The sequence below is a fragment of the Ruegeria sp. BB9 genome, from assembly GCF_056539345.1.
In genome coordinates this window covers 294,416-317,914 of sequence record NZ_JBQFUU010000002.1, presented here as the reverse complement: position 1 = coordinate 317,914, position 23,499 = coordinate 294,416, and the positions used below count along the sequence as shown (strand labels likewise).

25 protein-coding genes are annotated in these 23,499 nt (G+C 61.6%); 13 read left to right on the top strand and 12 right to left on the bottom strand.

Going from position 1 to position 23,499, the window contains the following annotated elements; all coding sequences use genetic code 11:
- Positions 1-39 precede the first annotated feature (39 nt).
- From ACR0FC_RS08955 to ACR0FC_RS08925, 7 genes are all read left to right on the top strand, one after another.
- Positions 40-960 carry a manganese-dependent inorganic pyrophosphatase gene (locus ACR0FC_RS08955; RefSeq protein WP_170339973.1) on the top strand — a complete coding sequence of 307 codons (921 nt, stop codon included), beginning with the start codon at positions 40-42 and terminating at the stop codon, positions 958-960.
- A 123-nt stretch (positions 961-1,083) separates the two neighbouring features.
- Positions 1,084-2,160: a DUF389 domain-containing protein gene (locus ACR0FC_RS08950; RefSeq protein ID WP_170339971.1), complete on the top strand. Its 1,077-nt coding sequence runs from the start codon at positions 1,084-1,086 to the stop codon at positions 2,158-2,160.
- Between the two features lie 84 nt (positions 2,161-2,244).
- The gene (locus ACR0FC_RS08945; protein WP_170339969.1) at positions 2,245-3,120 is read left to right on the top strand and encodes a TIGR01459 family HAD-type hydrolase; all 876 of its coding nucleotides are present in this window, start codon (positions 2,245-2,247) and stop codon (positions 3,118-3,120) included.
- Between the two features lie 101 nt (positions 3,121-3,221).
- Positions 3,222-3,665 carry a MaoC family dehydratase gene (locus ACR0FC_RS08940; RefSeq protein WP_170339967.1) on the top strand — a complete coding sequence of 148 codons (444 nt, stop codon included), beginning with the start codon at positions 3,222-3,224 and terminating at the stop codon, positions 3,663-3,665.
- Positions 3,666-3,745: 80 nt separating this feature from the next.
- Positions 3,746-4,678, top strand: coding sequence for a bifunctional riboflavin kinase/FAD synthetase (locus tag ACR0FC_RS08935; RefSeq protein ID WP_170339964.1), 933 nt, complete (start codon positions 3,746-3,748; stop codon positions 4,676-4,678).
- Positions 4,675-5,148, top strand: coding sequence for a YcgN family cysteine cluster protein (locus ACR0FC_RS08930; RefSeq protein WP_170339963.1), 474 nt, complete (start codon positions 4,675-4,677; stop codon positions 5,146-5,148). Before ACR0FC_RS08935 ends, ACR0FC_RS08930 begins: the two co-directional genes overlap by 4 nt.
- Positions 5,148-6,182 carry a threonine aldolase family protein gene (locus ACR0FC_RS08925; RefSeq protein WP_170339961.1) on the top strand — a complete coding sequence of 345 codons (1,035 nt, stop codon included), beginning with the start codon at positions 5,148-5,150 and terminating at the stop codon, positions 6,180-6,182. Before ACR0FC_RS08930 ends, ACR0FC_RS08925 begins: the two co-directional genes overlap by 1 nt.
- Here ACR0FC_RS08925 and ACR0FC_RS08920 read toward each other — a convergent pair.
- Both ACR0FC_RS08920 and ACR0FC_RS08915 read right to left on the bottom strand, forming a co-directional pair.
- Positions 6,179-6,991, bottom strand: a complete 813-nt coding sequence (locus ACR0FC_RS08920; protein WP_170339959.1) for an alpha/beta fold hydrolase — start codon at positions 6,989-6,991, stop codon at positions 6,179-6,181. The two genes, ACR0FC_RS08925 and ACR0FC_RS08920, sit on opposite strands and share 4 nt — an antisense overlap.
- Positions 6,988-7,590 (bottom strand): 2-hydroxychromene-2-carboxylate isomerase, encoded by a 603-nt coding sequence (locus ACR0FC_RS08915; RefSeq protein WP_170339957.1) that lies wholly within the window; start codon positions 7,588-7,590, stop codon positions 6,988-6,990. The genes ACR0FC_RS08920 and ACR0FC_RS08915 overlap by 4 nt, the downstream gene beginning before the upstream one ends.
- Before the next feature lie 107 nt (positions 7,591-7,697).
- Between ACR0FC_RS08915 and ACR0FC_RS08910 the strand changes: the two genes are divergently transcribed.
- Entirely contained in the window at positions 7,698-8,717 is a 1,020-nt protein-coding gene (locus tag ACR0FC_RS08910) for a ribose-phosphate pyrophosphokinase (RefSeq protein ID WP_093964640.1), read from the top strand.
- Between the two features lie 21 nt (positions 8,718-8,738).
- Complete coding sequence (gene rpiB / locus ACR0FC_RS08905; protein WP_170339955.1) at positions 8,739-9,179, top strand: ribose 5-phosphate isomerase B; 441 nt, start codon at positions 8,739-8,741, stop codon at positions 9,177-9,179.
- A gap of 32 nt (positions 9,180-9,211) precedes the next feature.
- On the opposite strand, the gene ACR0FC_RS08900 is transcribed toward rpiB, so the two are convergent.
- The 7 genes from ACR0FC_RS08900 to ACR0FC_RS08870 all read right to left on the bottom strand — a co-directional run bounded on the left by ACR0FC_RS08900 (position 9,212) and on the right by ACR0FC_RS08870 (position 15,580).
- Entirely contained in the window at positions 9,212-9,562 is a 351-nt protein-coding gene (locus tag ACR0FC_RS08900) for an H-type lectin domain-containing protein (RefSeq protein WP_093964638.1), read from the bottom strand.
- Positions 9,563-9,677: 115 nt separating this feature from the next.
- The gene (locus tag ACR0FC_RS08895; protein WP_093964637.1) at positions 9,678-10,088 is read right to left on the bottom strand and encodes a F0F1 ATP synthase subunit epsilon; all 411 of its coding nucleotides are present in this window, start codon (positions 10,086-10,088) and stop codon (positions 9,678-9,680) included.
- A gap of 12 nt (positions 10,089-10,100) precedes the next feature.
- Positions 10,101-11,525 carry a F0F1 ATP synthase subunit beta gene (gene atpD / locus ACR0FC_RS08890; RefSeq protein ID WP_093964636.1) on the bottom strand — a complete coding sequence of 475 codons (1,425 nt, stop codon included), beginning with the start codon at positions 11,523-11,525 and terminating at the stop codon, positions 10,101-10,103.
- 20 nt (positions 11,526-11,545) lie between these two features.
- Complete coding sequence (locus ACR0FC_RS08885; RefSeq protein WP_170339953.1) at positions 11,546-12,421, bottom strand: F0F1 ATP synthase subunit gamma; 876 nt, start codon at positions 12,419-12,421, stop codon at positions 11,546-11,548.
- A 12-nt stretch (positions 12,422-12,433) separates the two neighbouring features.
- Positions 12,434-13,972 carry a F0F1 ATP synthase subunit alpha gene (gene atpA, locus ACR0FC_RS08880; RefSeq protein WP_170339951.1) on the bottom strand — a complete coding sequence of 513 codons (1,539 nt, stop codon included), beginning with the start codon at positions 13,970-13,972 and terminating at the stop codon, positions 12,434-12,436.
- Positions 13,973-14,533: a F0F1 ATP synthase subunit delta gene (locus ACR0FC_RS08875; RefSeq protein WP_093965027.1), complete on the bottom strand. Its 561-nt coding sequence runs from the start codon at positions 14,531-14,533 to the stop codon at positions 13,973-13,975.
- Positions 14,534-14,845: 312 nt separating this feature from the next.
- Positions 14,846-15,580: a class I SAM-dependent methyltransferase gene (locus tag ACR0FC_RS08870; protein WP_170339950.1), complete on the bottom strand. Its 735-nt coding sequence runs from the start codon at positions 15,578-15,580 to the stop codon at positions 14,846-14,848.
- Between the two features lie 61 nt (positions 15,581-15,641).
- Between ACR0FC_RS08870 and gloB the strand changes: the two genes are divergently transcribed.
- The 4 genes from gloB to ACR0FC_RS08850 all read left to right on the top strand — a co-directional run bounded on the left by gloB (position 15,642) and on the right by ACR0FC_RS08850 (position 19,967).
- The gene (gloB, locus tag ACR0FC_RS08865; RefSeq protein WP_170339948.1) at positions 15,642-16,409 is read left to right on the top strand and encodes a hydroxyacylglutathione hydrolase; all 768 of its coding nucleotides are present in this window, start codon (positions 15,642-15,644) and stop codon (positions 16,407-16,409) included.
- Between the two features lie 174 nt (positions 16,410-16,583).
- Positions 16,584-18,908: an ATP-dependent Clp protease ATP-binding subunit ClpA gene (gene clpA / locus ACR0FC_RS08860; RefSeq protein ID WP_093964631.1), complete on the top strand. Its 2,325-nt coding sequence runs from the start codon at positions 16,584-16,586 to the stop codon at positions 18,906-18,908.
- A gap of 169 nt (positions 18,909-19,077) precedes the next feature.
- Positions 19,078-19,848 (top strand): YHYH protein, encoded by a 771-nt coding sequence (locus tag ACR0FC_RS08855; protein WP_170339946.1) that lies wholly within the window; start codon positions 19,078-19,080, stop codon positions 19,846-19,848.
- On the top strand, positions 19,845-19,967 hold the full coding sequence (locus ACR0FC_RS08850) for a YHYH protein (RefSeq protein WP_367646648.1): 123 nt from the start codon (positions 19,845-19,847) through the stop codon (positions 19,965-19,967). Before ACR0FC_RS08855 ends, ACR0FC_RS08850 begins: the two co-directional genes overlap by 4 nt.
- 7 nt (positions 19,968-19,974) lie before the next feature.
- Here ACR0FC_RS08850 and ACR0FC_RS08845 read toward each other — a convergent pair whose 3' ends face one another.
- From ACR0FC_RS08845 to ACR0FC_RS08835, 3 genes are all read right to left on the bottom strand, one after another.
- Positions 19,975-21,717 carry a peptidoglycan -binding protein gene (locus tag ACR0FC_RS08845; RefSeq protein WP_170339942.1) on the bottom strand — a complete coding sequence of 581 codons (1,743 nt, stop codon included), beginning with the start codon at positions 21,715-21,717 and terminating at the stop codon, positions 19,975-19,977.
- Between the two features lie 3 nt (positions 21,718-21,720).
- On the bottom strand, positions 21,721-22,899 hold the full coding sequence (locus tag ACR0FC_RS08840; RefSeq protein ID WP_170339940.1) for a biopolymer transporter ExbB: 1,179 nt from the start codon (positions 22,897-22,899) through the stop codon (positions 21,721-21,723).
- Positions 22,900-22,967: 68 nt separating this feature from the next.
- Complete coding sequence (locus ACR0FC_RS08835) at positions 22,968-23,498, bottom strand: gamma-glutamylcyclotransferase (protein WP_170339938.1); 531 nt, start codon at positions 23,496-23,498, stop codon at positions 22,968-22,970.
- Position 23,499: the final 1 nt, after the last annotated feature.

Below are 23,499 nucleotides of genomic sequence, written 5' to 3'. Positions count from 1 at the left end.
CTATAAGGCGCGCAAACTCCTTATGTGCAGGAAACAGACATGACCATCCAAGTATTTGGCCACAAATCTCCCGACACCGACTCAACCGGATCGCCGATCCTGTGGGCCTGGTATCTGAACGAAGTCAAAGGCGAAAAGGCCGAGGCCGTCCTGCTGGGCGAGCCCAACACCGAAGCCGCCTTCATGCTGCAGCGCTGGGACCTGCCCAAGCCGCGCATCATCGAGGATGTCGAGACCGATGCGCCAGTCATCATCGTCGACACCAACAACCCGGCCGAGCTTCCTGCCAATGTCAACAATGCCGATATCCGCGCCATCATCGACCATCACAAGCTGGTCGGTGGGCTGGAAACCAAAGGCCCGATCGACATTACCGTTCGCCCGCTGGCCTGCACGGCAACCATCATGATCAACCTGATGGGCGACGACGCCGCCAAGATGCCCGAGACCGTCAAGGGCGCGGCCCTGACCTGCATCCTGTCGGACACGCTGGAGTTCCGCTCGCCCACCACTACCGCGCATGACCGCGAAGTAGCCGAGAAGCTGGCCGCCGAGCTTGGTCTGGATGTTTCGGCCTATGCTGCCGAAATGTTCGCCGCGAAATCTGACGTATCGTCTTTCTCGGACGCCGAACTGATCCGCATGGACAGCAAGGAATATGAGGTCGACGGTACCAAGTTCCGAGTATCCGTTCTGGAAACCACCGCACCGGGCGTCGTGCTGGACCGCAAGGACAGCCTGGCCCAGTCGATGGTCGAGGTAGCCAAGGAAGACGGCGTGGACCAGGTACTGCTGTTCGTCGTCGACATCCTGAACGAAGAGGCCACCCTGTTGGTGCCGAACGACCTGGTCAAATCGGTTGCCGAGAAAAGCTTTGGCGCTTCGGTGTCCGGCGACACGGTTGTTCTGCCGGGCATCATGAGCCGTAAGAAGCAGATCATTCCGAACCTCAAGGTCTGATCCCGTTCACAGTTCAGCGAAAGGCGCCCTCAGCGGGCGCCTTTTTTGTTTGCGCGTCGAAAGGTTTGCCGGATGGCAAATCGTTGCTAGGCTGGACGCAGGGACAGGGTGGATCGGGACACGGTGGTCACACGGAAGTACAGTACGACACGCAGCATTCTGCTGTTCGAAGGCGGCGACAGGCTTGCCTATTGGCGGCGCTTTGCCATGCTACTGACCCTTTCCGTGATCATCGCAACCATGGGCCTGCTGCGGAACTCTGGCGCCGTGGTCATCGCCGCGATGTTGGTCGCGCCGCTGATGACACCAATTCTGGGCATTGCGGCTGCGATGGTCATGGGTTGGTTGAAACGCGCTTTCGTTCTGACCCTAACGGTCTGCATTGCGGCGGTTCTGTGTGTTCTGATGGCCTGGATCCTGGTTTATCTGGCCGATGTGCCGCGCGGCATCCTGATCCCCGATCAGGTCTTGGCCCGCACCGACCCGGGCACCGAAGACCTGATCGTGGCGCTGGCGGCCGGCGTGGCCGGCGCATACGTCCAGATCAACAAGGCCGAACTGAGCCTGTTGCCCGGCGCCGCCATCGGCGTGTCTCTGGTTCCGCCATTGTCCGCGTCCGGGATCCTGCTGTATTTCGGCGAACCCGCCGACGCCTACGAGGCGGGTCTTTTGTTCGCGACCAACCTTGGTGCGATCGTTCTGTCGGCCTGCGCGGTCTACATCGTCTATGCCGCAAGGTCGGTTGCATTCGGCAAGGGCCGGCGCAAGCTCAACTTTACTGCCGGTGTGGTCATAACCATGGCGTTCCTGGCCCTCGTCGTGGTCCAGTTGGGCAAATCGACTTACAACCGATACCTAGAAACTCGTACCGAGGCCGAGGTTGCGCAAGCGATCCGCGACTGGGCGGACCCGGTATCGGTCGAGATCATCCGCATCGACGTGAATGCCAAGCGCAAACGGGCCGAGGTTTGGGTGATCGTCGATCTGCCGCCCGAGGCGCAATTCAAGGTCTCGTCCGTTGCCGGGCTGTTGCCCGAGAGCCTGCGGGAAACGTCGTTGGTCGACGTCTTGCAGGATGAACTTGGCCCCGGCTACCTCGCCGTCATTCGGTACCAGACCCGCATCGGCGCGCAGGTCATTCTTGGAACCGAAACCGTGCAGCAGGCCCCGGATGTCGAAAAGTTGAGCGACGAGGAATGACGGCCTGCACCCGGCTGCCTCTGGTCAAGCGGGGCCAGCTTTGCCATAGGTGGCGCAACGCCGTTTCAACAGCCCGAGGCCCGCATGACCCAGATCATCTCCGCGCTTGACCAGATTTCCGACCGTTACAAGGCGTTGTTCGTGGATCTGTGGGGCTGCGTCCACAACGGCATCACCGCCTACCCTGAGGCTGTTGCCGCGCTGAAGGCTTATCGCGACCGGGGCGGCAAGGTGGTGTTGGTTACCAACTCTCCGAAGCCGCGTGCCGGGGTTGCCGAGCAGTTGAAACAGTTCAACGTCCCCGCGGACTGCTACGACACCATCGCGACCAGTGGTGACTCGGCCCGATCCGCCATGTTCCGCGGAGCCGTGGGTGACAAAGTCTATTTCATGGGTGAATGGGAGCGCGACGCCGGCTTCTTCGAGCCGCTGAAAATCCTGGACCACCCGATCCACATCGAACGTGTGCCGCTGGACCAGGCCGAGGGGATCGTCTGCTGTGGCCCGTTCGACCCGATGGCCGATCCGGCCGTGAATCGGCCGGACTTCCTGTATGCCAAGCAGAAAGGCCTGAAGCTGCTGTGCGCCAATCCCGATATCGTCGTCGATCGGGGCGAAGTTCGGGAATGGTGCGCCGGTGCGCTGGCCAAGCTTTATACCGAAATGGGCGGCGAGAGCCTGTATTTCGGCAAACCACACCCGCCCATTTATGATCTGGCCCGGCGTCGCCTGCATGCGCTGGGAACGGACGTGCCGGATGACGAGATTCTGGCCATCGGCGACGGTCCGCATACCGACATCGCCGGCGGCATGGGAGAGGGAATTGATTCCCTGTTCATCAGCGGCGGTCTGGCCGCATCGGAAACAAAAACGTCGCACCAGCCGGATCCGGATGCTTTAAGCGATTATATTTCCAAGGAAAACATCAACCCAACCTATACGATCGGCCGTCTGCGCTAGGTAGAAAACGCTTGATTTTCTGCAGTTGCGAAGTAATAAAGTTGCCAACCTTGGGTCGTTGGTAATTTTTTGTTGCCGGACCGATGCATAGTGAGGGTAACATGTTGGACAATCTTCCGCGCGGAACGATCTGTATCGAAGACATCGAAATGGGCATGACCCGCTACCTGCGCAAAGTGGTGACGGACGAAGACATCGAGATGTTTGCCCAGGTCTCGACCGACCGGAACCCGGTGCATCTGGATGACGACTATGCCCGCGATACGATCTTCGAAGGGCGCATCGCCCACGGGATGCTGACCGCCGGTCTGATCTCGGCCGTGATTGGTGAACAGCTTCCGGGCCATGGGACCGTCTACATGGGTCAGTCGCTTAAATTCCTTGCGCCGGTCCGCCCCGGCGACACGGTTTATGCCGAAGTCAAGGTGATCGACATCGACTTCGCCAAGCGCCGGGTCAAGCTGGATTGCCATTGCGCGGTAGACGGCAAGAAGGTTCTGATTGGCGAGGCGATGGTTTTGGCTCCATCACGGAAATTCGACTGACGGCAGGTTTTGGCGCCCCACTGGACGCTGGTCCGGAACTGCCGCTTGAACCCGGCGGACAGTCCCGCTAGGCAAGCCCCATGCAGATCATCCGGGATTTCCAGTTTGTAGACCCAGAAGACCGCGGCGCTAGCGTTGCGATCGGGAATTTCGACGGCGTTCATATTGGCCACCAGTCGGTGATCGATCTGGCCCGGCAGGCATGCCCCGAGGCACCCCTGGGCGTTCTGACGTTCGAGCCGCACCCGCGCGAGTATTTCGCCCCGGATGCCCCGCCCTTTCGTCTGATGCGCGGCAATGCGCGTGCGCACCGGCTAGAGAAGCTGGGCGTGCAGAAGCTGTACGAACTGCCGTTCAACGCCGCGCTTGCCGGACTGACGCCCGAGGAATTCGCCCGCACCGTGATCTGCAAAGGCTTGGGTCTGGCCCATGTGGTGATCGGGGCCGATTTCTGTTTCGGTAAAGGCCGCAGCGGCACCGCGCAGGACATGGTGCAGTTTGGCCAGCAGATGGGGTTCGGTGTCACCATCGCCCCATTGATGCAGCAATCCGATCACGTGGTCTCGTCCACCGCGATCCGGCAAGCCCTGAGCGACGGCCGCCCGCGGGACGCGGCGGCCATGCTGGGCCACTGGCACCGGATCGAAGGCGAGGTGATCGGCGGCGAACAGCGCGGCCGCGAATTGGGCTTTCCCACGGCAAACATGTCGATCGAAGGAATCCATCCCCCGAAATTCGGCGTCTACGCGGTTCTGATCGACGTGCTGGATGGCCCGCATGCCGGCAGCTATCACGGTGCGGCCTCGGTCGGGGTGCGGCCGATGTTCCACGGCGAGGTGCCTAATATCGAAACCTTCCTGTTCGACTTCTCCGGCGATCTCTATGGTGCGACCCTCTCGGTTGGCCTGGTCGAATTTCTGCGCCCCGAGATGACCTTTGACGGCCTCGATGCTCTGATCGCCCAGATGACCGAAGATTGCGACCGCGCGCGCAAGATCCTGGCCGCGACATGAGCACGGATCCGATCGACCGCGCCGGGCTGGCCCCGCGTTTCTGGGAGCGCAAGCCCTTGCAAAAGATGAACCCGCGCGAATGGGAAGCCCTGTGCGACGGCTGCGGCAAATGCTGCCTGAACAAGCTGGAAGACGAGGACAGCGGCGAGGTTGCCCTGACCCGTGTCGCCTGCCGGCTTTTGGATGACGCAACTTGCCGCTGCACCCAGTATGACATCCGCCACCAATTCGTGCCGGAATGTATCGTCATGCGCCCGGACAACATTCACGAACACACCTACTGGCTGCCGCAGACCTGCGCCTACCGCCTGTTGTGGGAGGGCAAGCCCCTGTACGATTGGCACCCGTTGCTGTCAGGGTCGCCCGACAGCGTCCACGCCGCCGGCGTTTCGGTTCAGGGGCTTACCGTTTCCGAATTCGAGACGCCCGAGGAAGAGTGGGAAGACTACATTATCGAGGAGCCAACCTGATGCATTTCGCCTCTGACAATTCCGGGCCCGTCCACCCCGAGGTCCTGACCGCGCTGGCCGAGGCCAATCAGGGCTATCAGATGGCCTATGGCGCCGATGACCTGATGAACGAGGTGCGCGACCGAATCCGGGGCATATTCGAGGCGCCCGGGGCGGCGGTCTATCTGGTGGCGACCGGAACGGCGGCAAACTCGCTGGCTCTGGCGACCCTGTCGCAGCCGTGGGAGACCGTATTCTGCTCGTCCGTCGCGCATATTCATGAGGACGAGTGCAACGCGCCCGAATTCTACACCGGCGCCAAGCTGACGCTGGTTCCGGGTGGCGACAAGATGCAGCCGCATGCACTGCGCCGCACCATCGCCGCCGAAGAGACACGCGGCGTGCATGGGCCACAACGCGGTCCGGTGTCGATCACACAGGTGACCGAGCGGGGCTCGGTCTACTCGCTGGCCGAGTTGCAGGCCCTGTGCGGGGTCGCCAAGGAGTTCGGCCTGCCCGTCCACATGGATGGCGCGCGGTTCACCAATGCGCTGGTCGCGCTGAATTGTTCCCCGGCCGAGATGACATGGAAGGCGGGCGTGGATGCGGTCAGCTTTGGCGGCACCAAGAACGGGCTGATGGGTGTCGAAGCGGTAGTCTTCTTCGACGAAAGCAAGGCCTGGGAGTTCGAGCTGCGCCGCAAGCGCGGGGCGCATTTGTTTTCCAAGCACCGGTATCTGTCGGCCCAGATGGCGGCCTACCTGCGCGATGATCTGTGGCTGCGCTCGGCCCGAAAGGCCAACGCCAACTGTGCGCAGCTGGCCGAGGGGCTGCGGGCGGCGGGTGCGCAGTTCCTGCATGAACCCCAGGCCAACATCATCTTTGCCAGCTTTCCCCGCAGCCTGCACAAGCGGCTGCACGCGGCCGGTGCGGTCTATCACCTGTGGGGCGACCCCTTGGACGGCCCGGACGAGGACGAGATGCTGGCCTGCCGGTTCGTCTGCGACTGGTCGACTCCGACCGAAGAAATCGACCGGTTCCTGGCGCTGCTCTAGGCGCGCCAGAATGCGTCGATCTGCGCTGCCGTCTCGCCGGGGTGCGAGATGGGCAGCATATGCCCTGCCCCCTCGACAACGCTCTGCCGCGCTTCGGGCAAGCGGGCGCGCAGCCCGGCATTGACCACTGCCATGATCGGGTGCGAGGCCGATCCATGCAGCAGCAGGATCGGCATTTCGGCCCGCGTCATGGCCGTCGGGGCCAGCAGGCCGGTGGTGTCGCGGAACAGCGGCCCCTCGACCGCGCCGACCACGCCAACACCCCGGATCATCGCATTCCGGGTTCGCTCGGGCAGATCCGGCCAGCGTGGGCTGCGGTCGGTCGTGCCCCACATGCGGTTGAACAGACGCGCGGCCCGGGGCGCGTCGCCTTCGGCAAGGGCGACCTTGTAGGGCTGGGATTCGGCCGCGTGCTGCGCCGCAAGCGCTGGCGCGTCTTGGTGGGCGACCGCAAAGAACACCGGCTCGATCAGAACGGCGCTGCGCACAAGGTCCGGGTATTCGATGGCCAGCCGCAGGGCGACCATCGCACCGAAACTGTGCCCGATCACGTCCATCGGTTCGCTCAACTGCGCCCGCGACAGGGCTGTGGTGAGGTCGAAGAAATCTCCCCGACCGTCCCAATCCGGGCTGCGCCCGTGCGACAGCATGTCGGGTGCAGTCAGTGTCGCCTGGTCGTCCAAAGCGGCCGCCAGACCGGACCACGCACCAGAATGCGCAATAGTGCAATGCAGCGCCAGCACCTTTCGGGCACCCGCCCCAAGAGTGCGAACGTGGACGGGCGGCAGCACGGCCTTGGCCACGGTCATGCCTTGAGCGTCGCCAGATGCTGGTCCAGATCGTCAAGCCGGTCCTGCCCCCAGAACCTTTGGTCATCTTGCGTGATGTAGAAAGGCGCGCCGAACACGCCGCGGTCCACCGCCTCTTCGAGGTTGGCGGCATAGGTCTCGGCCCCGACCAGCAGTCCGCTGTCGGCCAGCGCCGGATCAAAGCCCGCCCCGGCCAGACAGTCGCGGATCACGTCGTCCTGCGCGATGTCCTTGTCCTCGGCCCAGCAGGCGCGCAGAAAGGAATGGCACAGTTTGCCCACATCACCCGACCCATCCTGAATGGCTGCGATGATGGCGTATGAGGACGGCGCTGCGTTGGTCGGCCAATGTGCAGGTTGCAGGTTGAACGGCAGGCCCGTCTTCTTGGCCTGACGCACCAGTTCCTGCGCCCGGTATTCGATGCGCGACGGATGGCGGTCCTTGGGGGGCACGCCGCCGGTGCGCCCGAACAGCGCAATGATGTCGACCGGCTTGTAGGCGATGGTGGCGCCGTGCTTGGCCGCGATCTCCTCCAGCCGTAGCCCGGCGAGGTAGGAATAGGGCGACAGTGTCGCAAAAAAGTAGTCAATGTCGGCCATGTGCACTTTCTCCACCCAGTTACCTTTGCGGAACCGTAAGGCCATGCTAAGCGGTGTCAACATCACGAATCTGTCACATTGCCACTGCTGCCCGGGGACCTCAGCCGATGCCGACACATCACGAACCCAAGCTTATTGCTGGGAACGCAAACCTTCCGCTTGCCGAAACCATCGCGCGCCGCATGAGCCTGCACCGCGGCGTCAACCAGCGTCTGGTCGATGCGCGGGTCGAACGGTTCAACGATGGCGAGATCTTTGTCGAGGTTTTCGAGAACGTCCGGGGCGAGGACATGTTCATCATCCAGCCCACCTCGAACCCGGCCAATGACAACCTGATGGAGCTACTGATCATCGCCGATGCGCTGCGCCGATCGTCGGCGGCGCGGATCACCGCGGTTATCCCCTATTTCGGATATGCCCGCCAGGATCGCCGCACCAAGGCGCGCACCCCGATCAGCGCCAAGCTTGTGGCCAACATGCTGACCGGTGCCGGGATCGAACGCATCCTGACGATGGATCTGCATGCGGCACAGATCCAAGGGTTTTTCGACATGCCGGTCGACAACCTGTATGCCTCTCCGATCTTTGCGCTGGACGTCAAGGACCAGTTCCGCGACCAGATGGACGATCTGATGGTGGTTTCGCCGGACGTCGGCGGTGTGGCTCGTGCCCGCGAGCTGGCCAAGCGGATCAGCGCTCCTCTGTCGATCGTCGACAAACGGCGTGAAAAAGCCGGGGAAGTGGCCGAGATGACCGTGATCGGCGACGTGAAGGACAAGATCTGCCTGATCGTCGACGACATATGCGACACGGCCGGTACGCTGTGCAAGGCGGCGCAGGTGCTGATAGACAACGGCGCACGCGAGGTTCACTCGTACATCACCCATGGCGTCATGAGCGGCCCGGCCGTTGAACGCGTCTCGAACTCGGTGATGAAATCGCTTGTTTTGACCGACACGATCATGCCGACCGAAGACATCAAGAAGGCCAAGAATATCCGCACGGTGCCGACGGCCCCGATCTTCACACAGGCCATTCTGAACATCTGGCAGGGCACGTCAGTGTCGTCGCTGTTCGAAGACAAGACCCTGATCCCGATCTACGAATCCCTGTACCACACAGACTGAAGAAACCGGAAAGCCATTCCCATGACCGCCAACAAACGTCTGGTTCTTTCCAGCGATCACGCTGCCATCGACCTGCGCAAGGAAGTTGCCGCTTTTGCAGCGGCACAAGGCTGGGACGTTCTGGATCTCGGCCCTGACAGCCCCGAAAGCACCGATTACCCCAAGCACGGCAAAGCCGCCGCCGAGGCCGTCGTCTCGGGCGAGTGCCAATTGGGCATTGTCCTGTGCGGCACGGGGCAGGGTATCATGATGGCTGCAAACAAGGTTCCGGGCATCCGCTGCGGCGTCTGTTCGGATACGTTCTCCGCCCGCATGATCCGCCAGCACAATGACGCCAACATGCTGTCGATCGGCGCGCGTGTTGTTGGCACTGGATTGGCGCTGGAAATTGTCGATGCCTTTCTGAGCACCGAATTCGAAGGCGGCCGGCACGCGAAACGCGTGGCAATGATCGATCCCTAAATCATTACAAAGGACCCGCTGGGAACGGCGGGTCAGGAAATATCCCAGTCGTCCTCGTGGGCCACTTCCCCGATCGCGGTCCATGCCACGCGGATCCGGGCGATACGTGTGTCCGACCATGTCCGGAACACCGCGTCAAAGCCCGTGGTTGTAACATTTTCGGACAGCAGCTCGGCACGCAAGGCCGATGAGGTATCGACATCCCACAAGGACACTCCAATCTGCACGACGGGCGGGGTGCGGAAGGGTTGGCTGAAGGTGACGGGCCGGCGTCGTTCCCGCGGCCCCTCGCCCGTCCACATGTCTCCGCCATCTGCGAATTCCGAGAACAGAACCTCTTCACCTCGGTCAATTCCGATGGGGTGGGTCAAAAATTTCTTCATTGCGCATCAATTCCTATGAATTTCCGCAACTTATCCTGACCTTTCGGCGAAATCACGACAAAAAAACGGCCCCGCAGCAGCAGGGCCGTTTCCAATTCTGACAGTGCATCGGCCGTTACAGGCTCATATGCGTTCCCAGCGCTTCCATGTCGGCCAGCAGCTTGGCTGCCTCGTCGACAATGGTCTGTTCGCCGTTTTCCTTCGCCGCCTCGTGCGAGGCGCGGGCCTCGGCAATCAGCTCGTCCAGATGGGAGCGGGTCACTTCGTCAACCGGGATGGCCTTTTCGGCCAGTACCGAAAGGGCATCGCCGTTGATCTGGGCAAACCCGCCGGTGACCAGGTATTCGCTGGACCCTTCGGGCGCTTCGACCTTCAGGATGCCCGGACGCAGCGTGGTGATGGTGGGGGCATGATCGGGCATCGCCGTCATGTCCCCGTCCGCGCCGGGAATCTGGACCGCGCTGGCCTGAAGCGAAGCAAGGCTCCGCTCCGGGCTGACGAGGTCGAATTGCATCGTGTTTGCCATCGGGGATACTCCTTAGGCAGCTGCTGCGGCCATCTTCTCGGCTTTGGCGATCACTTCGTCGATGCCGCCGACCATCAGGAAGGCCGCTTCGGGCAGGTGGTCGAATTCGCCGGCCACGACACGCTCGAACGAGTCGATGGTGACTTCCAGCGGAACCTGAACACCCGGCGAACCGGTGAAGACCTCGGCCACGTCGAACGGCTGCGACAGGAAGCGCTCGATCTTACGGGCACGGGCCACGGTCAGCTTGTCCTCTTCCGACAGTTCGTCCATGCCGAGGATGGCGATGATGTCCTGCAGCGACTTGTAGCGCTGGAGGATCTGCTGAACGTCGGTCGCAACCTTGTAGTGACGCTCGCCGACGATGGCCGGGTCAAGCAGGCGCGAGGTCGAGTCGAGCGGGTCCACGGCCGGATAGATACCCTTTTCCGAGATCGCACGGTTCAGAACGGTGGTTGCGTCGAGGTGCGCGAACGAGGTTGCCGGCGCGGGGTCGGTCAGGTCGTCCGCAGGCACGTAGATCGCCTGCACCGAGGTGATCGAGCCCTTCTTGGTCGAGGTGATGCGTTCCTGCAGAGCGCCCATGTCGGTGGCCAGCGTCGGCTGGTAGCCCACGGCCGAAGGAATACGACCCAGCAGAGCCGACACTTCGGAGCCCGCCTGCGTGAAGCGGAAGATGTTGTCGACGAAGAACAGAACATCGGTACCGGACTGGTCGCGGAACTGCTCGGCCAGGGTCAGACCGGTCAGAGCAACACGGGCACGCGCCCCCGGAGGTTCGTTCATCTGACCGTAGACCAGGGCCACTTGGCTTTCCGACAGGTTGTCGGGCTTGATGACGTTCGATTCGATCATCTCGTGGTACAGGTCGTTGCCTTCACGGGTCCGTTCACCAACACCGGCGAACACCGAGAAGCCCGAGTGCACTTTCGCGATGTTGTTGATCAGTTCCATGATCAGAACGGTCTTGCCCACGCCGGCGCCGCCGAACAGGCCGATCTTGCCGCCTTTGGCGTAGGGGGCCAGCAGGTCAACCACCTTGATGCCGGTGACCAGGATTTCCGACTCGGTCGACTGTTCGTCGAACTCGGGCGCGGGCTGGTGGATGGCACGGGTTTCAGTCGCTTCGACCGGGCCTTTTTCGTCGATCGGCTCGCCGACAACGTTCAGGATGCGACCCAGGGTGGCGTTGCCAACCGGAACCGAGATCGGTGCGCCGGTGTCGACAACATCCGCGCCACGGACCAGACCTTCGGTCGCGTCCATCGCGATGGTCCGGACGGTGTTTTCACCCAGGTGCTGGGCAACTTCCAGCACCAGGCGCTTGCCGTTGTTTTCAGTTTCAAGTGCGTTCAGAATTTCAGGCAACTGATCTTCGAAGTGCACGTCGACGACGGCCCCGATGATCTGTGTGACTTTGCCTTTTGCATTCGCCATGTTTCGTCTCCGGTTTGTCTCTACAGCGCTTCGGCGCCGGAAATAATTTCAATCAGCTCGTTGGTGATCACGGCCTGACGTGAGCGGTTGAACTGGATCGTCAGCTTGTCGATCATCTCGCCCGCGTTGCGCGTCGCGTTGTCCATCGCGGACATCCGTGCACCCTGTTCCGAGGCCCCGTTTTCAAGCAGAGCCGAGAAGATCGCCGTGGCGACCCCCTTGGGCAGCAATTCGGCCAGGATGGCCTCTTCGCTGGGCTCGTAATCGAACACGGCGCCGCTGTCGTCCCCTTCGGTCTCCTCGAACGAGGCGGGGATGATCTGCTGGGCCGTCGGGATCTGGGTCACGACGTTCTGGAACTTCGCGTAGAAGATCGTTGCAACGTCGAACTCGCCCGCGTCGAAACGCGACAGGATGTCCTTTGCGATGTCCTGCGCGTTGGCATAGCCGATGCGCTTGACCTCGCTCAGGTCGATGTGACCGACGAACAGATCGCCATATTCACGCTTGAGCGCGTCGCGGCCTTTCTTGCCGACGGTCAGGATCTTGACCGTCTTGCCCTTGCCGCGAAGCTCATCCGCCTTGGCGCGAGCCAGCTTGGAGATGTTCGAGTTGAAGCCGCCGCAGAGCCCACGTTCGGCCGTCATGACGACCAGAAGGTGGACATCGTCGCTGCCCGTGCCGCGCAGCAGCTTGGGGGCGCTGTCGCTGCCCCCGACCGATGCTGCCAGCCCTGCCATCACGGCATTGAACCGCTCGGCATAGGGGCGCGAGGCTTCGGCAGATTCTTGGGCGCGGCGCAGTTTTGCAGCCGCGACCATCTGCATGGCCTTGGTGATCTTGCGGGTCGATTTGACCGACTCGATCCTGTTTTTAAGGTCCTTTAGACTTGGCATCGCCGCGTCTCCTTAAGCGAAGGTTGCGGCGTATTCGTCCAGCGCAGCCTTGATCTTGTCGGCAGCCTCGCCCTTGATCTTGGGATCTTCGTCGGTGATCCACTGCAGCAGATCGGCATGCTTGCCGCGCAGATGCGCCAGCAGACCGGCCTCGTAGCGGCCAACGTCCGAAACGTCGATCTTGTCGAGATAGCCGTTGGTGCCGGCGAAGATCACGCATACGATTTCCGCGTTGGTCAGCGGCGAGTACTGCGGCTGCTTCATCAACTCGGTCAGACGCGCACCACGGTTCAGCAGCTGCTGGGTTGCGGCGTCGAGGTCCGAACCGAACTGCGCAAATGCAGCCATTTCACGATACTGGGCCAGTTCCAGTTTCACCGGACCAGCGACCGATTTCATCGCGTTGGTTTGAGCCGACGAGCCCACACGCGAAACCGACAGACCGGTGTTCACGGCGGGGCGGATGCCCTGATAGAACAGCTCGGTTTCCAGAAAGATCTGGCCGTCGGTGATCGAGATCACGTTGGTCGGAATAAAGGCCGACACGTCGCCGCCCTGGGTTTCGATGACCGGCAGAGCGGTCAGCGAACCGGCGCCGAAGTCTTCGTTCAGCTTGGCCGAACGCTCCAGCAGGCGCGAGTGCAGGTAGAAAACGTCACCCGGATAGGCTTCGCGGCCCGGCGGACGGCGCAGCAGCAGCGACATCTGACGATAAGCGACGGCCTGTTTCGACAGGTCATCGTAGATGATCAGAGCGTGGCGGCCGTTGTCGCGGAAGTATTCGGCCATCGCGGTTGCGGCATAGGGTGCCAGGAACTGCATCGGCGCCGGGTCGGACGCGGTTGCGGCTACGACGATCGAGTATTCGATGGCGCCGGATTCTTCCAGTTTCTTCACCAGCTGAGCCACGGTCGAACGCTTCTGGCCGATGGCCACGTAGACGCAGTACAGCTTCTTCGATTCATCGTCGCCAGCGGCTTCGTTGTAGACCTTCTGGTTCAGGATGGTGTCCAGAGCCACGGCGGTCTTGCCGGTCTGACGGTCGCCGATAATCAGCTCACGCTGGCCACGGCCGATCGGGATCATCGCGTCAACCGACTTCAGGCCGGTCGCCATCGGCTCGTGCACCGACTTACGCGGGATGATGCCCGGCGCCTTGACGTCTGCGACGCCGCGCTGCTTGGCATTGATCGGGCCTTTGCCGTCCAGCGGGTTGCCCAGACCGTCAACAACACGGCCCAGCAGTTCGTCACCAACCGGAACGTCCACGATCGAGTTGGTGCGCTTGACGGTGTCACCTTCCTTGATGTCACGGTCCGAGCCGAAGATCACGACACCGACGTTGTCGGCTTCGAGGTTCAGCGCCATGCCCATGATGCCGCCGGGGAACTCGACCATTTCACCCGCCTGCACATTGTCCAGGCCGTAAACACGGGCAATACCGTCACCGACGCTCAGCACGCGGCCGATTTCGGCCACCTCTGCTTCTTGACCAAAATTCTTGATCTGGTCTTTCAGGATTGCAGAAATCTCTGCGGCTTGGATACCCATTTATCCGACCTCTTTCATTGCATTCTGTAGGGAGTTGAGCTTGGAGCGGATCGAACTGTCGATCATCTGCGAGCCCACTTTGACGACAAGACCACCGATGAGGCTTTCATCGACGGTCGCATTGATGGTCACGTCCTTGCCTACGCGCTCGGACAGTGTCTTGGACAGTTTTTCCAGCTGGGTTTTGGTCAGCGCCTTGGCCGAGGCAACTTCGGCAGTCACTTCGCCGCGCTCGTCGGCCAGCATTTCGCGCAGAACCTTGATCAGCTGCGGCAGCACGAACAGACGGCGCTTCTGCGCCATCAGAGCCAGCGTGTTGCGCATGATCGGGTGCAGGCCCATCTTGTCGGCCACGGCGGTGATGGCCGCCTGCTGGTCGGCCCGAGAGATCAGCGGCGAAGAGATCACCTCGCGCAGGTCCGCGCTTTCACTCAATGCAGCCGAAAGGTCATTGATGCCGGTTTCCAGACCTGCAAGGTCCTTGTTCTCTTTTGCGATCTCGAAGATCGCCGTTGCATAGCGCTTGGCTATGCCGGTCGAAATCGAAGCTGGTTCGGACACGTCCACCCTTCCGATATTTTGGGCCCCGATTTCGCGTGCGGCAGCTGAACCGGGGGCGTGAGGAAACCCCGTCCTGAAAGGGCGGGGATCAAAATCACCGGGGATGTAGCAGAGCCTAAGCCACCTAGCAATATGTTATGCCGGGGTCAGCTTTATCCACAAAATCTTTCTTTTCAATTGGTTACGTAAACTGCGACGGTTTGAACCCATTCGCCGGCGTGAAAAATGTTACCAAGTTGCCTGTTTTTGCGATTCCTGTGGCCTTTTTCCCTCATGTTTCCGGGGATCCCGCGCTCGTGGATGCGCGCAGGTTCACGCCGGCTTCAACAATCCGTCCAGCGCTTTGATGGGGCGTTTTTCGGCATCCTTGGTCACGCTGCCGCTTGGTGGCCGCACAAGCTTGCTGGCTTCGACCATCAGAACACCACCGGCCATGATGGTCGGGATCCGTTGCCCTGTCTTTTCGATCAACCCACCCGAGCGCAGCCAGAACCGCCGGAACGAGGGCGGCAGATAAAGCGCGGAACAGTGCATCTCGGGCACGAAATGATGTGCGCGCAGCTGGTTCTCCAATTGCGTTGCCGAATACGGATGTCCGTAGCCAAAGGGTGTTCGGTCCGTTCGGGACCAAAGCCCGGCCCGATTGGGAACGACAAACACCGCCCGACCGCCCGGCCCCAGAACACGCCAGCATTCTTCAAGCAGTTGACTGGGCCGTTCCGAGGTCTCGAGCCCGTGCATGACCACCAGCTTGTCCACATGACCGGTTTCGATCGGCCACCGGGTTTCCTCGGTCAGCACCGATACATTCTGCATACCGGCGGGCCAAGGCATCACCCCTTGCGGTCCGGGCATCAGGCCGATGACACGCCGCGCGTCAGCAAGATAAGGGCGCAACAAAGGCACCGCAAAGCCGAATCCGGCCACCGTCTGGCCCTTGGCCTCGGGCCACAGTTCGATCAGCCGGCCACGAATGGCAGCCTGCGCCGCACGCCCCAGCGTGCTGCGGTAATAGAAGTTCCTAAGATCCTGCACATCAAGATGCATTGCAGATACCCGGTCGATCGGCTTAGCTGAGCGCAGTCTAACAACGAAAGGGCAAAAGGCCATGCCTCTTGAGATCGTCACCATCCCCTGCCTTTCCGACAATTATGCTTTTCTGGCACATGACCCGACAAGCGGACAGACGGCCCTGGTCGACGCCCCGGAGGCCGGGCCCATTCTGGCCGAATTGACCGCACGCGGCTGGCGCCTGAGCCATGTCCTTCTGACCCATCACCACTGGGATCACGTCGATGGCTTGCCGGGCATCCTCGAGCAGCACCCAGCACAGGTGATTGGTGCGGTGGCCGACGCTCACCGACTTCCTCCCCTCGACAAACAGGTGGCTGACGGAGACCAGTTCGAGATTGGGGGCGAACCTGTCGAGGTCCTGGATGTCTCGGGGCATACGGTGGGACATGTGGCCTATTATTTGCCCCAAAGCGCGGTGGTGTTCACGGCCGACAGCCTGATGGCGCTGGGGTGCGGCCGCTTGTTCGAAGGAGACGCGGCACAAATGTGGACCTCGCTTTCGAAACTCGCTGCTTTGCCCGACGAGACGTCGGTCTGCTCGGGTCACGAATATACCCAGTCAAACGCCCGGTTTGCGGTGACCATTGATCCTGACAACACAGCGCTGCTGCAACGAGTGCATGAGATCGATCAGGCACGGGCAGAGGGCCGCGCGACCGTGCCGTCAAATCTGGGCGAGGAAAAGGCGACCAATCCGTTCCTGCGCGCCACTGATCCCAAGATTCAGGCGCAGCTTGGAATGGTGGGGGCTGACCCGGTCGCCGTTTTTGCCGAGATCCGGGGTAGAAAAGACCGGTTCTAATGCCTAATTGGTCTTCTTCACGGCCACGGTCACATTAAATGTGACTGTCAAGTGAAAGAAAACCCTTGAAGCCGCGCCATGATCAACCAAACTCTAAAAGTATGAGGTCATGGTTGGGATGGGGATCCGGCCAATACTCGAACCCCTTCCGGCCCAATACAGAGGAGCACCCGCGTGCCTTCATTCTCGAGCACACTGGAACAAGCCATTCACGCGGCCCTGGCGGCTGCAAACGAACGGCGTCACGAATTCGCAACGCTGGAGCATCTGCTGCTGGCGCTGCTGGAAGAACCCGATGCGGTGCGCGTCATGAAGGCGTGCAGCGTGGATCTGGACGAATTGCGCAGCTCTCTGGTCGAGTTCATCGACGAGGATCTGTCCAATCTGGTGACAGACATCGACGGGTCCGAAGCCGTACCGACAGCCGCGTTCCAGCGTGTTATCCAGCGCGCCGCGATCCATGTGCAAAGCTCGGGCCGGACCGAGGTGACCGGGGCGAATGTTCTGGTGGCCATCTTTGCCGAACGGGAAAGCAACGCGGCATACTTCCTGCAAGAGCAGGACATGACGCGTTATGACGCGGTGAATTTCATCGCCCACGGCGTCGCCAAAGACCCGGCATTTGGTGAAAACCGTCCGGTGACCGGCGCTGATCAGGGTGAAGAGGAAGCGCAGAACGCCTCCGGTGACGCCGACCAGAAGGAAAGCGCGTTGGGCAAGTATTGCGTGGACCTGAACGCCAAGTCCCGCGCCGGCGATGTAGACCCTCTGATCGGTCGCGCCGACGAGGTCGAGCGGTGCATCCAGGTTCTGTGCCGCCGCCGCAAGAACAACCCGCTGCTGGTGGGTGATCCGGGCGTGGGCAAGACGGCGATTGCCGAAGGACTGGCCTACAAGATCGTTCAGGGCGACGCGCCCGAGGTTCTGTCGAACACGACCATCTATTCGCTGGACATGGGCGCATTGCTGGCCGGCACGCGCTATCGCGGCGATTTCGAAGAGCGGCTCAAGGCCGTGGTGACCGAGCTTGAGGATCACCCCGACGCCGTGCTGTTCATCGACGAGATTCACACCGTGATCGGTGCGGGTGCCACTTCGGGCGGCGCCATGGATGCCTCGAACCTGCTGAAACCCGCGTTGCAGGGCGGCAAGCTGCGCACCATGGGCTCGACCACCTACAAGGAGTTCCGCCAGCACTTCGAGAAGGACCGCGCGCTGTCGCGTCGGTTCCAGAAGATCGACGTGAACGAGCCGTCGGTCGAGGACAGCGTGAAGATCCTGCGCGGTCTCAAGCCCTATTTCGAAGAGCATCACGACATCAAATACACCGCCGACGCAATCAAGACCGCGGTCGAGCTGTCTGCGCGTTACATCAACGACCGCAAGCTGCCCGACAAAGCGATCGACGTGATCGACGAGGCCGGTGCCGCACAGCATCTGGTCGCGGAAAGCAAGCGGCGCAAGACCATCGGCGTTAAGGAGATCGAGGCCGTGGTGGCCAAGATCGCGCGCATTCCGCCGAAGAACGTCACCAAGGACGATGCCGAGGTTCTGAAGGACCTTGAGAACTCGTTGAAACGGGTGGTGTTCGGGCAGGACCAGGCAATCGAGGCTCTGTCCAGCGCAATCAAGCTGGCAAGGGCCGGTCTGCGCGAGCCGGAAAAACCGATCGGCAACTACCTGTTCGCCGGCCCGACCGGTGTCGGCAAAACCGAGGTCGCCAAGCAACTGGCCGATACGCTCGGCGTGGAACTGCTGCGCTTCGACATGTCGGAATACATGGAAAAACACGCGGTCAGCCGTCTGATCGGTGCGCCTCCGGGCTATGTCGGGTTTGATCAGGGCGGACTGCTGACCGACGGCGTCGACCAGCACCCGCATTGCGTGCTGCTGCTGGACGAGATCGAGAAGGCCCACCCGGACGTGTTCAACATCCTGCTGCAGGTGATGGACCACGGCGAGCTGACCGATCACAACGGCCGGACGGTGAACTTCCGCAATGTGGTGTTGATCATGACCTCGAACGCAGGCGCGCAAGAACAGGCCAAGGCCGCAATCGGCTTTGCCCGCGACCGGCGTGAGGGTGAAGATACCGCCGCGATCGAACGGATGTTCACGCCTGAATTCCGCAACCGTTTGGACGCAGTAATCTCGTTCGCGCCGCTGCCCAAAGAGGTCATCCTGCAAGTGGTCGAAAAATTCGTCCTGCAGCTTGAGGCGCAACTGCTGGATCGTGGCGTGACCATCGACCTGACTCCGAAAGCCGCCGAGTGGCTGGCCGACAAGGGGTATGACGACAAGATGGGCGCACGGCCGCTGGGCCGGGTCATCCAGGAGCACATCAAGAAACCGTTGGCCGAAGAACTGCTGTTCGGAAAGCTGGCCAAGGGCGGTGTTGTGCGGGTCTCGGTCAAGAAAGGCGATCTGGATCTCGAGATTGTCGGCCCCGACAATCCGCGGATCTCGGGCGACAAGCCGCCGCTGCTGACCGCGGATTAGACCTAGGTCCAATCAAACAAGTCTCGTCGCCCGGCAGCCAGTTCTGCCGGGCGATTTCGTGAGTGGCCGCCCCCCTCTCCTGCCAGTATCCTCCAAAAAGACAGTTCCCAGCGACGGAAACCGCTGCGCGCCACGTTTCAAACCAAAGCCTTTGGAGTGGAGCAGCACAGTGTCCAGAAAAATCGCCGTCATTTGGAGCATCGCCTTCGCGGCCTCGGTCGTCGGCGTAATCGCCTCTGCCCAGCATCGGTTTCGCTTTCATGACGAAACCCGCGCCCAACCGTTGAACCTGGAACCGGCGACCGTCAACCCAGGCGTCAACAGATCAGAGATCACCGAACAAGGCCGCGCCTTGTCGATTACCGGCAATGGCATCCCCAATCATCTGGTCCGTCGCTTTCCGAACAAAGGCAACCCGCATCATATCGCCGAGCAGCCGGTCAAGTTGAGCGTGCCGGCCGTTCCGAGGGCGAGTGCAACCCCGACGCCTCTGCGCATGGGGTGGAACTTTGGTGTAACTCTGACTGGGGTCGTCTTTGACCCACTGGCCGCTGAATTCTGGCACGGCGATCCCCGGTCGGGCTGGTCCTACAATGCCTTGGGCGGTGCGATCGCCCTTGGACTCGATGCCAATTTCGCACATGTCCAACCAAACGGAAAATATCACTACCACGGGGTTCCGACCGGCCTGATCGAACTGCAGGGCTGGTCACCGAAAGAACACTCTCCATTGATCGGGTATGCGGCGGACGGGTTTCCGATTTACGCCCGAACCGGTTTGGTGGGCGGCAAGGTCACGCAAATGACCTCATCCTACCGGCTGAAGGCCGGTCAGCGCCCGGGCGGAGCCGCCCCTGACGGACGGCACATGGAACGTTCAACGAAGACTACGAGTTCGTGGCGGGACTTGGAACGCTCGACGAATGCAATGGCGCCATGACCGTCTCGGCCGCGTTTCCTTCGGGCACCTACGCGTATTTTCTGACCGACGACTACCCGGTTGTTCCACGCTGTTTTGCGGGCACACCCGATCCCAGCTTCCGCTTCGGGCCGCGCTGACACTGGCTTAGCGTTCGGTAAGCTTCAATTCGATGCGACGATTCTTTGCCCGCGCTTCCGGAGTGTCCGCCGTATCTACAGGTTGAAACTCGCCAAATCCGTTCGCTGACAGGCGTTCCGGCGGAATGCCCAGCTGTTCGACCATGTAGCGCACGACCGACAGCGCCCGCCCTTGGCTGAGCTCCCAATTGTCGCGATAGCGTCCTGTTCCGTTCAGCGGGATATTGTCCGTGTGACCGTCGACCCGGATGACCCAGTTCAATTCGGGCGGAATGTCCGCCGCAATCCCACGCAGAATGCCCGCCACTTTCGCGACCTCGCGCCGGCCATCCTCGGACAGAACCGCCGAACCGGGTGGGAACAGCACCTCGGACGAGAATACGAAGCGGTCGCCCTCGATCCGAACGCCTTCCTGGTTGCCCAGTACGTCGCGCAGGCGACCAAAGAACTCGGAGCGGTACCTCTGCAGGTCTTCGGCCTGGGCCGTAAGCTCCTGATTCTGACCGGCCAGTTTCTCGGCCTCGGCCTCCAGACGGACGCGTTCAGCCTCTTCCAACAAGCGGCGGCGCCGTTCCTCGGAAGCGGCCCGGGCAAGGGCCGCGTTCAGGTCCTGCCCAAGGGTCTGAATTTGCACTTCGGCTTCGGCATTCCTGTCTTTGTAGTCATCCAGCAGCGCCTGCAACGACCCCAATTGGCCGCGCAATGCGGCGATCTGCTGGTTCAACAGGGCCGTCTGGCGTTGCGCCTTTGCGGACAGAGCCTTTTCGGTGGCGATCGTTTCCCGGGCAACGGCAAGCAAGGCGTCGCGCTGCTCGGCCAGCGTCCGCTGGCTTTCGGCCTCAGCCTCGGCTTCGGTTCGCGCCGCAAGGGCTGCTTCAAGCTGAGCCTTGAGCTCCTCGTCATTCAACTCACCGAATTGCCGCTCAAGCTCGGCTTTGGCCGTCTGAGCGGCGGCCAACAGTGTAAGTGTTTCCTCGGCCTTCTTGCGCTGCTCTTCCAGTGCCAGGGTCATGGCCGTCAATTCGGCATCCGCATTCTGCAGTCTGTTGCGCAGCGCCTCAGCGGCAGCAGCCTCGGCGACGCGTGCGGCTTCCTCCTCGGACAGTTGGCTTTGCAATTCCGCGATCTGGGCCGCGCGGGCGCTGTCCGCTTGCTCAAGGTCAGCTACCAAGGCCTCCAACGCTTCGCGGCGTGCAGCCGCCAGCCGTGCAGCCTCGGCCTGGGCATCCACCTCCGCACGGGTTTGGGCCAAGGCTAGGTTCAATGCCTCCTGCTCGGACAGCAGTTGCTCGCGTTGGGACTCCAATTCGGCAATATCGCCCTGCGCACGCGCCTGATCAGCCAAAAGCGCGGCGACTTGCGCTTCGAACCCTGTGATACGAATCTGCGCCTCTTCCAACTCGGCCGCGCGCTGGTCACGCTCCGAGGTCAGAGAAGAGATCAAGGCCTGCGCCTGGCTCAGATCTTCTTCGGCCTGCGACAGCGTGGTGTTCAGTGCCCCCAACCGGGCCTGCAGGCGGCTGTTCTCGCGCTCTTCCAAGCCCAAAGCATCCGCAAGGGCGGCCACTTCGTCCGACAGGGCCGTTAATTCGTCTTCCTGTCCGGAGATGGTTTCGCGCAGCACGAACTGCACGACCATGAAAATGGTCAGCACAAAGGTCATGACCATAAGCAGCCCCGTGATCGCATCAACGAAGCCGGGCCAGACCGAGCCCTGGAAACGCTGACCGGTTCGACGAGACAGGGCCATGTGTTATTCTCCGCCCGGTGTATGGCGCGCCGCCCCGCGCGGAAGCGTCAGCGCCTTGACCAGCAGTTCGAAATCCTTGCGCAGTTCGTTCATGCTGTCCTGGCGACCGGCTGAGATTTCTTCGAGAATGCGCAGAAGCTGCACGTCCATCGACCGCAGCCGCATCCGGCTTTCGGCGTCGATCCCCTCGCCCGCACCATGTTCACGCATGTGATCCAGCAGCGCGTCCTGCCCCAACGCGATCCGCTCAAGCGCGGCGGTGACCCCTTCGGTTTCCGCCTGTCGCTGGTTCATGTCCGCGATGACATCGACCAATGCACCCAGCTTGGCCGATACCTCGGCGCGATCCGACTCTTGGGCCGCGAACAGATCCTGCAGCGCGTCCATCTGCTCGGACATGGCATCAAGGACCGGGGTCAGCACCGCCAGTTCCGCACCACCTTCGTCTCCGGCGGCAAATCCGACGCGCGTGATCGACGACAGCCATTCCTCAAGCTCACGGTAGAAACGGTTCTGCCCGTGGCCGGCGAACAGTTCGAGCAAACCCACGATCAGCGATCCGGCAAGCCCCAACAGAGAGGACCCGAACGCCACGCCCATGCCTTGCAGCTGGGATTCGAGACCACTCATCAGGCGATTGAATACGGCCAGGCCTTCTTCGCCCTCTTGGGGGTTCAGGCTGCGAATGGTGTCGACAATTGCAGGAACCGTTGTTGCCAAGCCGAAGAATGTGCCCAGAAGACCCAGATAGATCAGTACGTTGGTGATGTAACGGGTGAATTCCCGCTCTTCCTCGACCCGTTCCGCGACCGAATCCAGGATCGACCGGGTCGATGTCGAGCTGATCTGCGATTTCGCCCCGCGTGCGCGAAGCAGCGACGCCAATGGTGCCAACAGCTGCGGTGTACGAGCATCTTCGCGCACGACGCCGCCCACGAACGCTTCGATCCAGCGAACCGAACCGATCAACTGGGTCACCTGATAGAAACAAGCCACCACGCCGATGAAAAAGACCAGCAGGATGAATCCGTTCAGATAGGGGTTGGCATAAAAAACCGGCAGCACGTAAGGCAGTGCCATGAACACGCCCAGGCCCGACAGCCCGATGGCGATCAGCATCATCACGATTTGACGGATCGGTTGCGAGAAATGCGGTCTCGCGCCCTGCTGTACATGCGCCATGCGCGTCTTTCCCGGTTTTGCCTGCTCTGAGGCGAATCTATCGAAAATCTGGTGGCAAGGCCAAGGGTTTATGCGGTCAGGCTGCGCACCCGTTGTGCCAACCACTCAAGATCCGGGTCGTGCAACCCGATCTCGGACAGGTGTTCAGCGGTATTGTAAAGATACTCGGGGTTGGGGCCGCGGCCGCCCACGGCCCGCGCGATGATTTGCGCCTGCTCCTCCAGCGGCAGGCCCCCGCAATACTGCACGTGGTCGGGATCGATCACATAGGTCACTGCCGTCACCGGCTGGCCGCTGTCCAGATGCACGTCCAGCATCTTCTCCACATAGGCTGACGAGATCAATTCGCGCTCGCGCAGTTCCTCAAGGGTGCGTTCCTCATGGCCTGGTTCGACCGCCAGCGCCAAGCCCTTGCAATGGGCATCCGGGTGTTCGTCCAAGGCCAGGACAAGTCCGGGGTTTTCCTCGGTTCCGCGGTGATGGATCGACCGCATGCAAAATGACCGCGCATAGCCGTGAAGTGTCGCCTGCTCGCGCCGGGCCACCGGAAAGCCCGGATTCCACAACAGCGACCCGTATCCGAATACCCACATCGTCATA

Excerpts from the sequence above, each read along its gene's own strand:
- ACR0FC_RS08850 (WP_367646648.1), top strand. The coding sequence starts at position 19,845 with ATGACCGTCTCGGCCGCGTTTCCTTCGGGCACCTACGCGTATTTTCTG.
- ACR0FC_RS08955 (WP_170339973.1), top strand. The coding sequence starts at position 40 with ATGACCATCCAAGTATTTGGCCACAAATCTCCCGACACCGACTCAACC.
- ACR0FC_RS08935 (WP_170339964.1), top strand. The coding sequence starts at position 3,746 with ATGCAGATCATCCGGGATTTCCAGTTTGTAGACCCAGAAGACCGCGGC.
- ACR0FC_RS08885 (WP_170339953.1), bottom strand. The coding sequence starts at position 12,421 with ATGCCAAGTCTAAAGGACCTTAAAAACAGGATCGAGTCGGTCAAATCG.
- ACR0FC_RS08930 (WP_170339963.1), top strand. The coding sequence starts at position 4,675 with ATGAGCACGGATCCGATCGACCGCGCCGGGCTGGCCCCGCGTTTCTGG.
- ACR0FC_RS08940 (WP_170339967.1), top strand. The coding sequence starts at position 3,222 with ATGTTGGACAATCTTCCGCGCGGAACGATCTGTATCGAAGACATCGAA.
- ACR0FC_RS08910 (WP_093964640.1), top strand. The coding sequence starts at position 7,698 with ATGCCGACACATCACGAACCCAAGCTTATTGCTGGGAACGCAAACCTT.
- atpD (WP_093964636.1), bottom strand. The coding sequence starts at position 11,525 with ATGGCGAATGCAAAAGGCAAAGTCACACAGATCATCGGGGCCGTCGTC.
- ACR0FC_RS08900 (WP_093964638.1), bottom strand. The coding sequence starts at position 9,562 with ATGAAGAAATTTTTGACCCACCCCATCGGAATTGACCGAGGTGAAGAG.
- rpiB (WP_170339955.1), top strand. The coding sequence starts at position 8,739 with ATGACCGCCAACAAACGTCTGGTTCTTTCCAGCGATCACGCTGCCATC.
- ACR0FC_RS08945 (WP_170339969.1), top strand. The coding sequence starts at position 2,245 with ATGACCCAGATCATCTCCGCGCTTGACCAGATTTCCGACCGTTACAAG.
- ACR0FC_RS08845 (WP_170339942.1), bottom strand. The coding sequence starts at position 21,717 with ATGGCCCTGTCTCGTCGAACCGGTCAGCGTTTCCAGGGCTCGGTCTGG.
- ACR0FC_RS08920 (WP_170339959.1), bottom strand. The coding sequence starts at position 6,991 with ATGACCGTGGCCAAGGCCGTGCTGCCGCCCGTCCACGTTCGCACTCTT.
- atpA (WP_170339951.1), bottom strand. The coding sequence starts at position 13,972 with ATGGGTATCCAAGCCGCAGAGATTTCTGCAATCCTGAAAGACCAGATC.
- ACR0FC_RS08870 (WP_170339950.1), bottom strand. The coding sequence starts at position 15,580 with ATGCATCTTGATGTGCAGGATCTTAGGAACTTCTATTACCGCAGCACG.
- ACR0FC_RS08840 (WP_170339940.1), bottom strand. The coding sequence starts at position 22,899 with ATGGCGCATGTACAGCAGGGCGCGAGACCGCATTTCTCGCAACCGATC.
- ACR0FC_RS08835 (WP_170339938.1), bottom strand. The coding sequence starts at position 23,498 with ATGACGATGTGGGTATTCGGATACGGGTCGCTGTTGTGGAATCCGGGC.
- ACR0FC_RS08895 (WP_093964637.1), bottom strand. The coding sequence starts at position 10,088 with ATGGCAAACACGATGCAATTCGACCTCGTCAGCCCGGAGCGGAGCCTT.
- ACR0FC_RS08915 (WP_170339957.1), bottom strand. The coding sequence starts at position 7,590 with ATGGCCGACATTGACTACTTTTTTGCGACACTGTCGCCCTATTCCTAC.
- ACR0FC_RS08925 (WP_170339961.1), top strand. The coding sequence starts at position 5,148 with ATGCATTTCGCCTCTGACAATTCCGGGCCCGTCCACCCCGAGGTCCTG.
- gloB (WP_170339948.1), top strand. The coding sequence starts at position 15,642 with ATGCCTCTTGAGATCGTCACCATCCCCTGCCTTTCCGACAATTATGCT.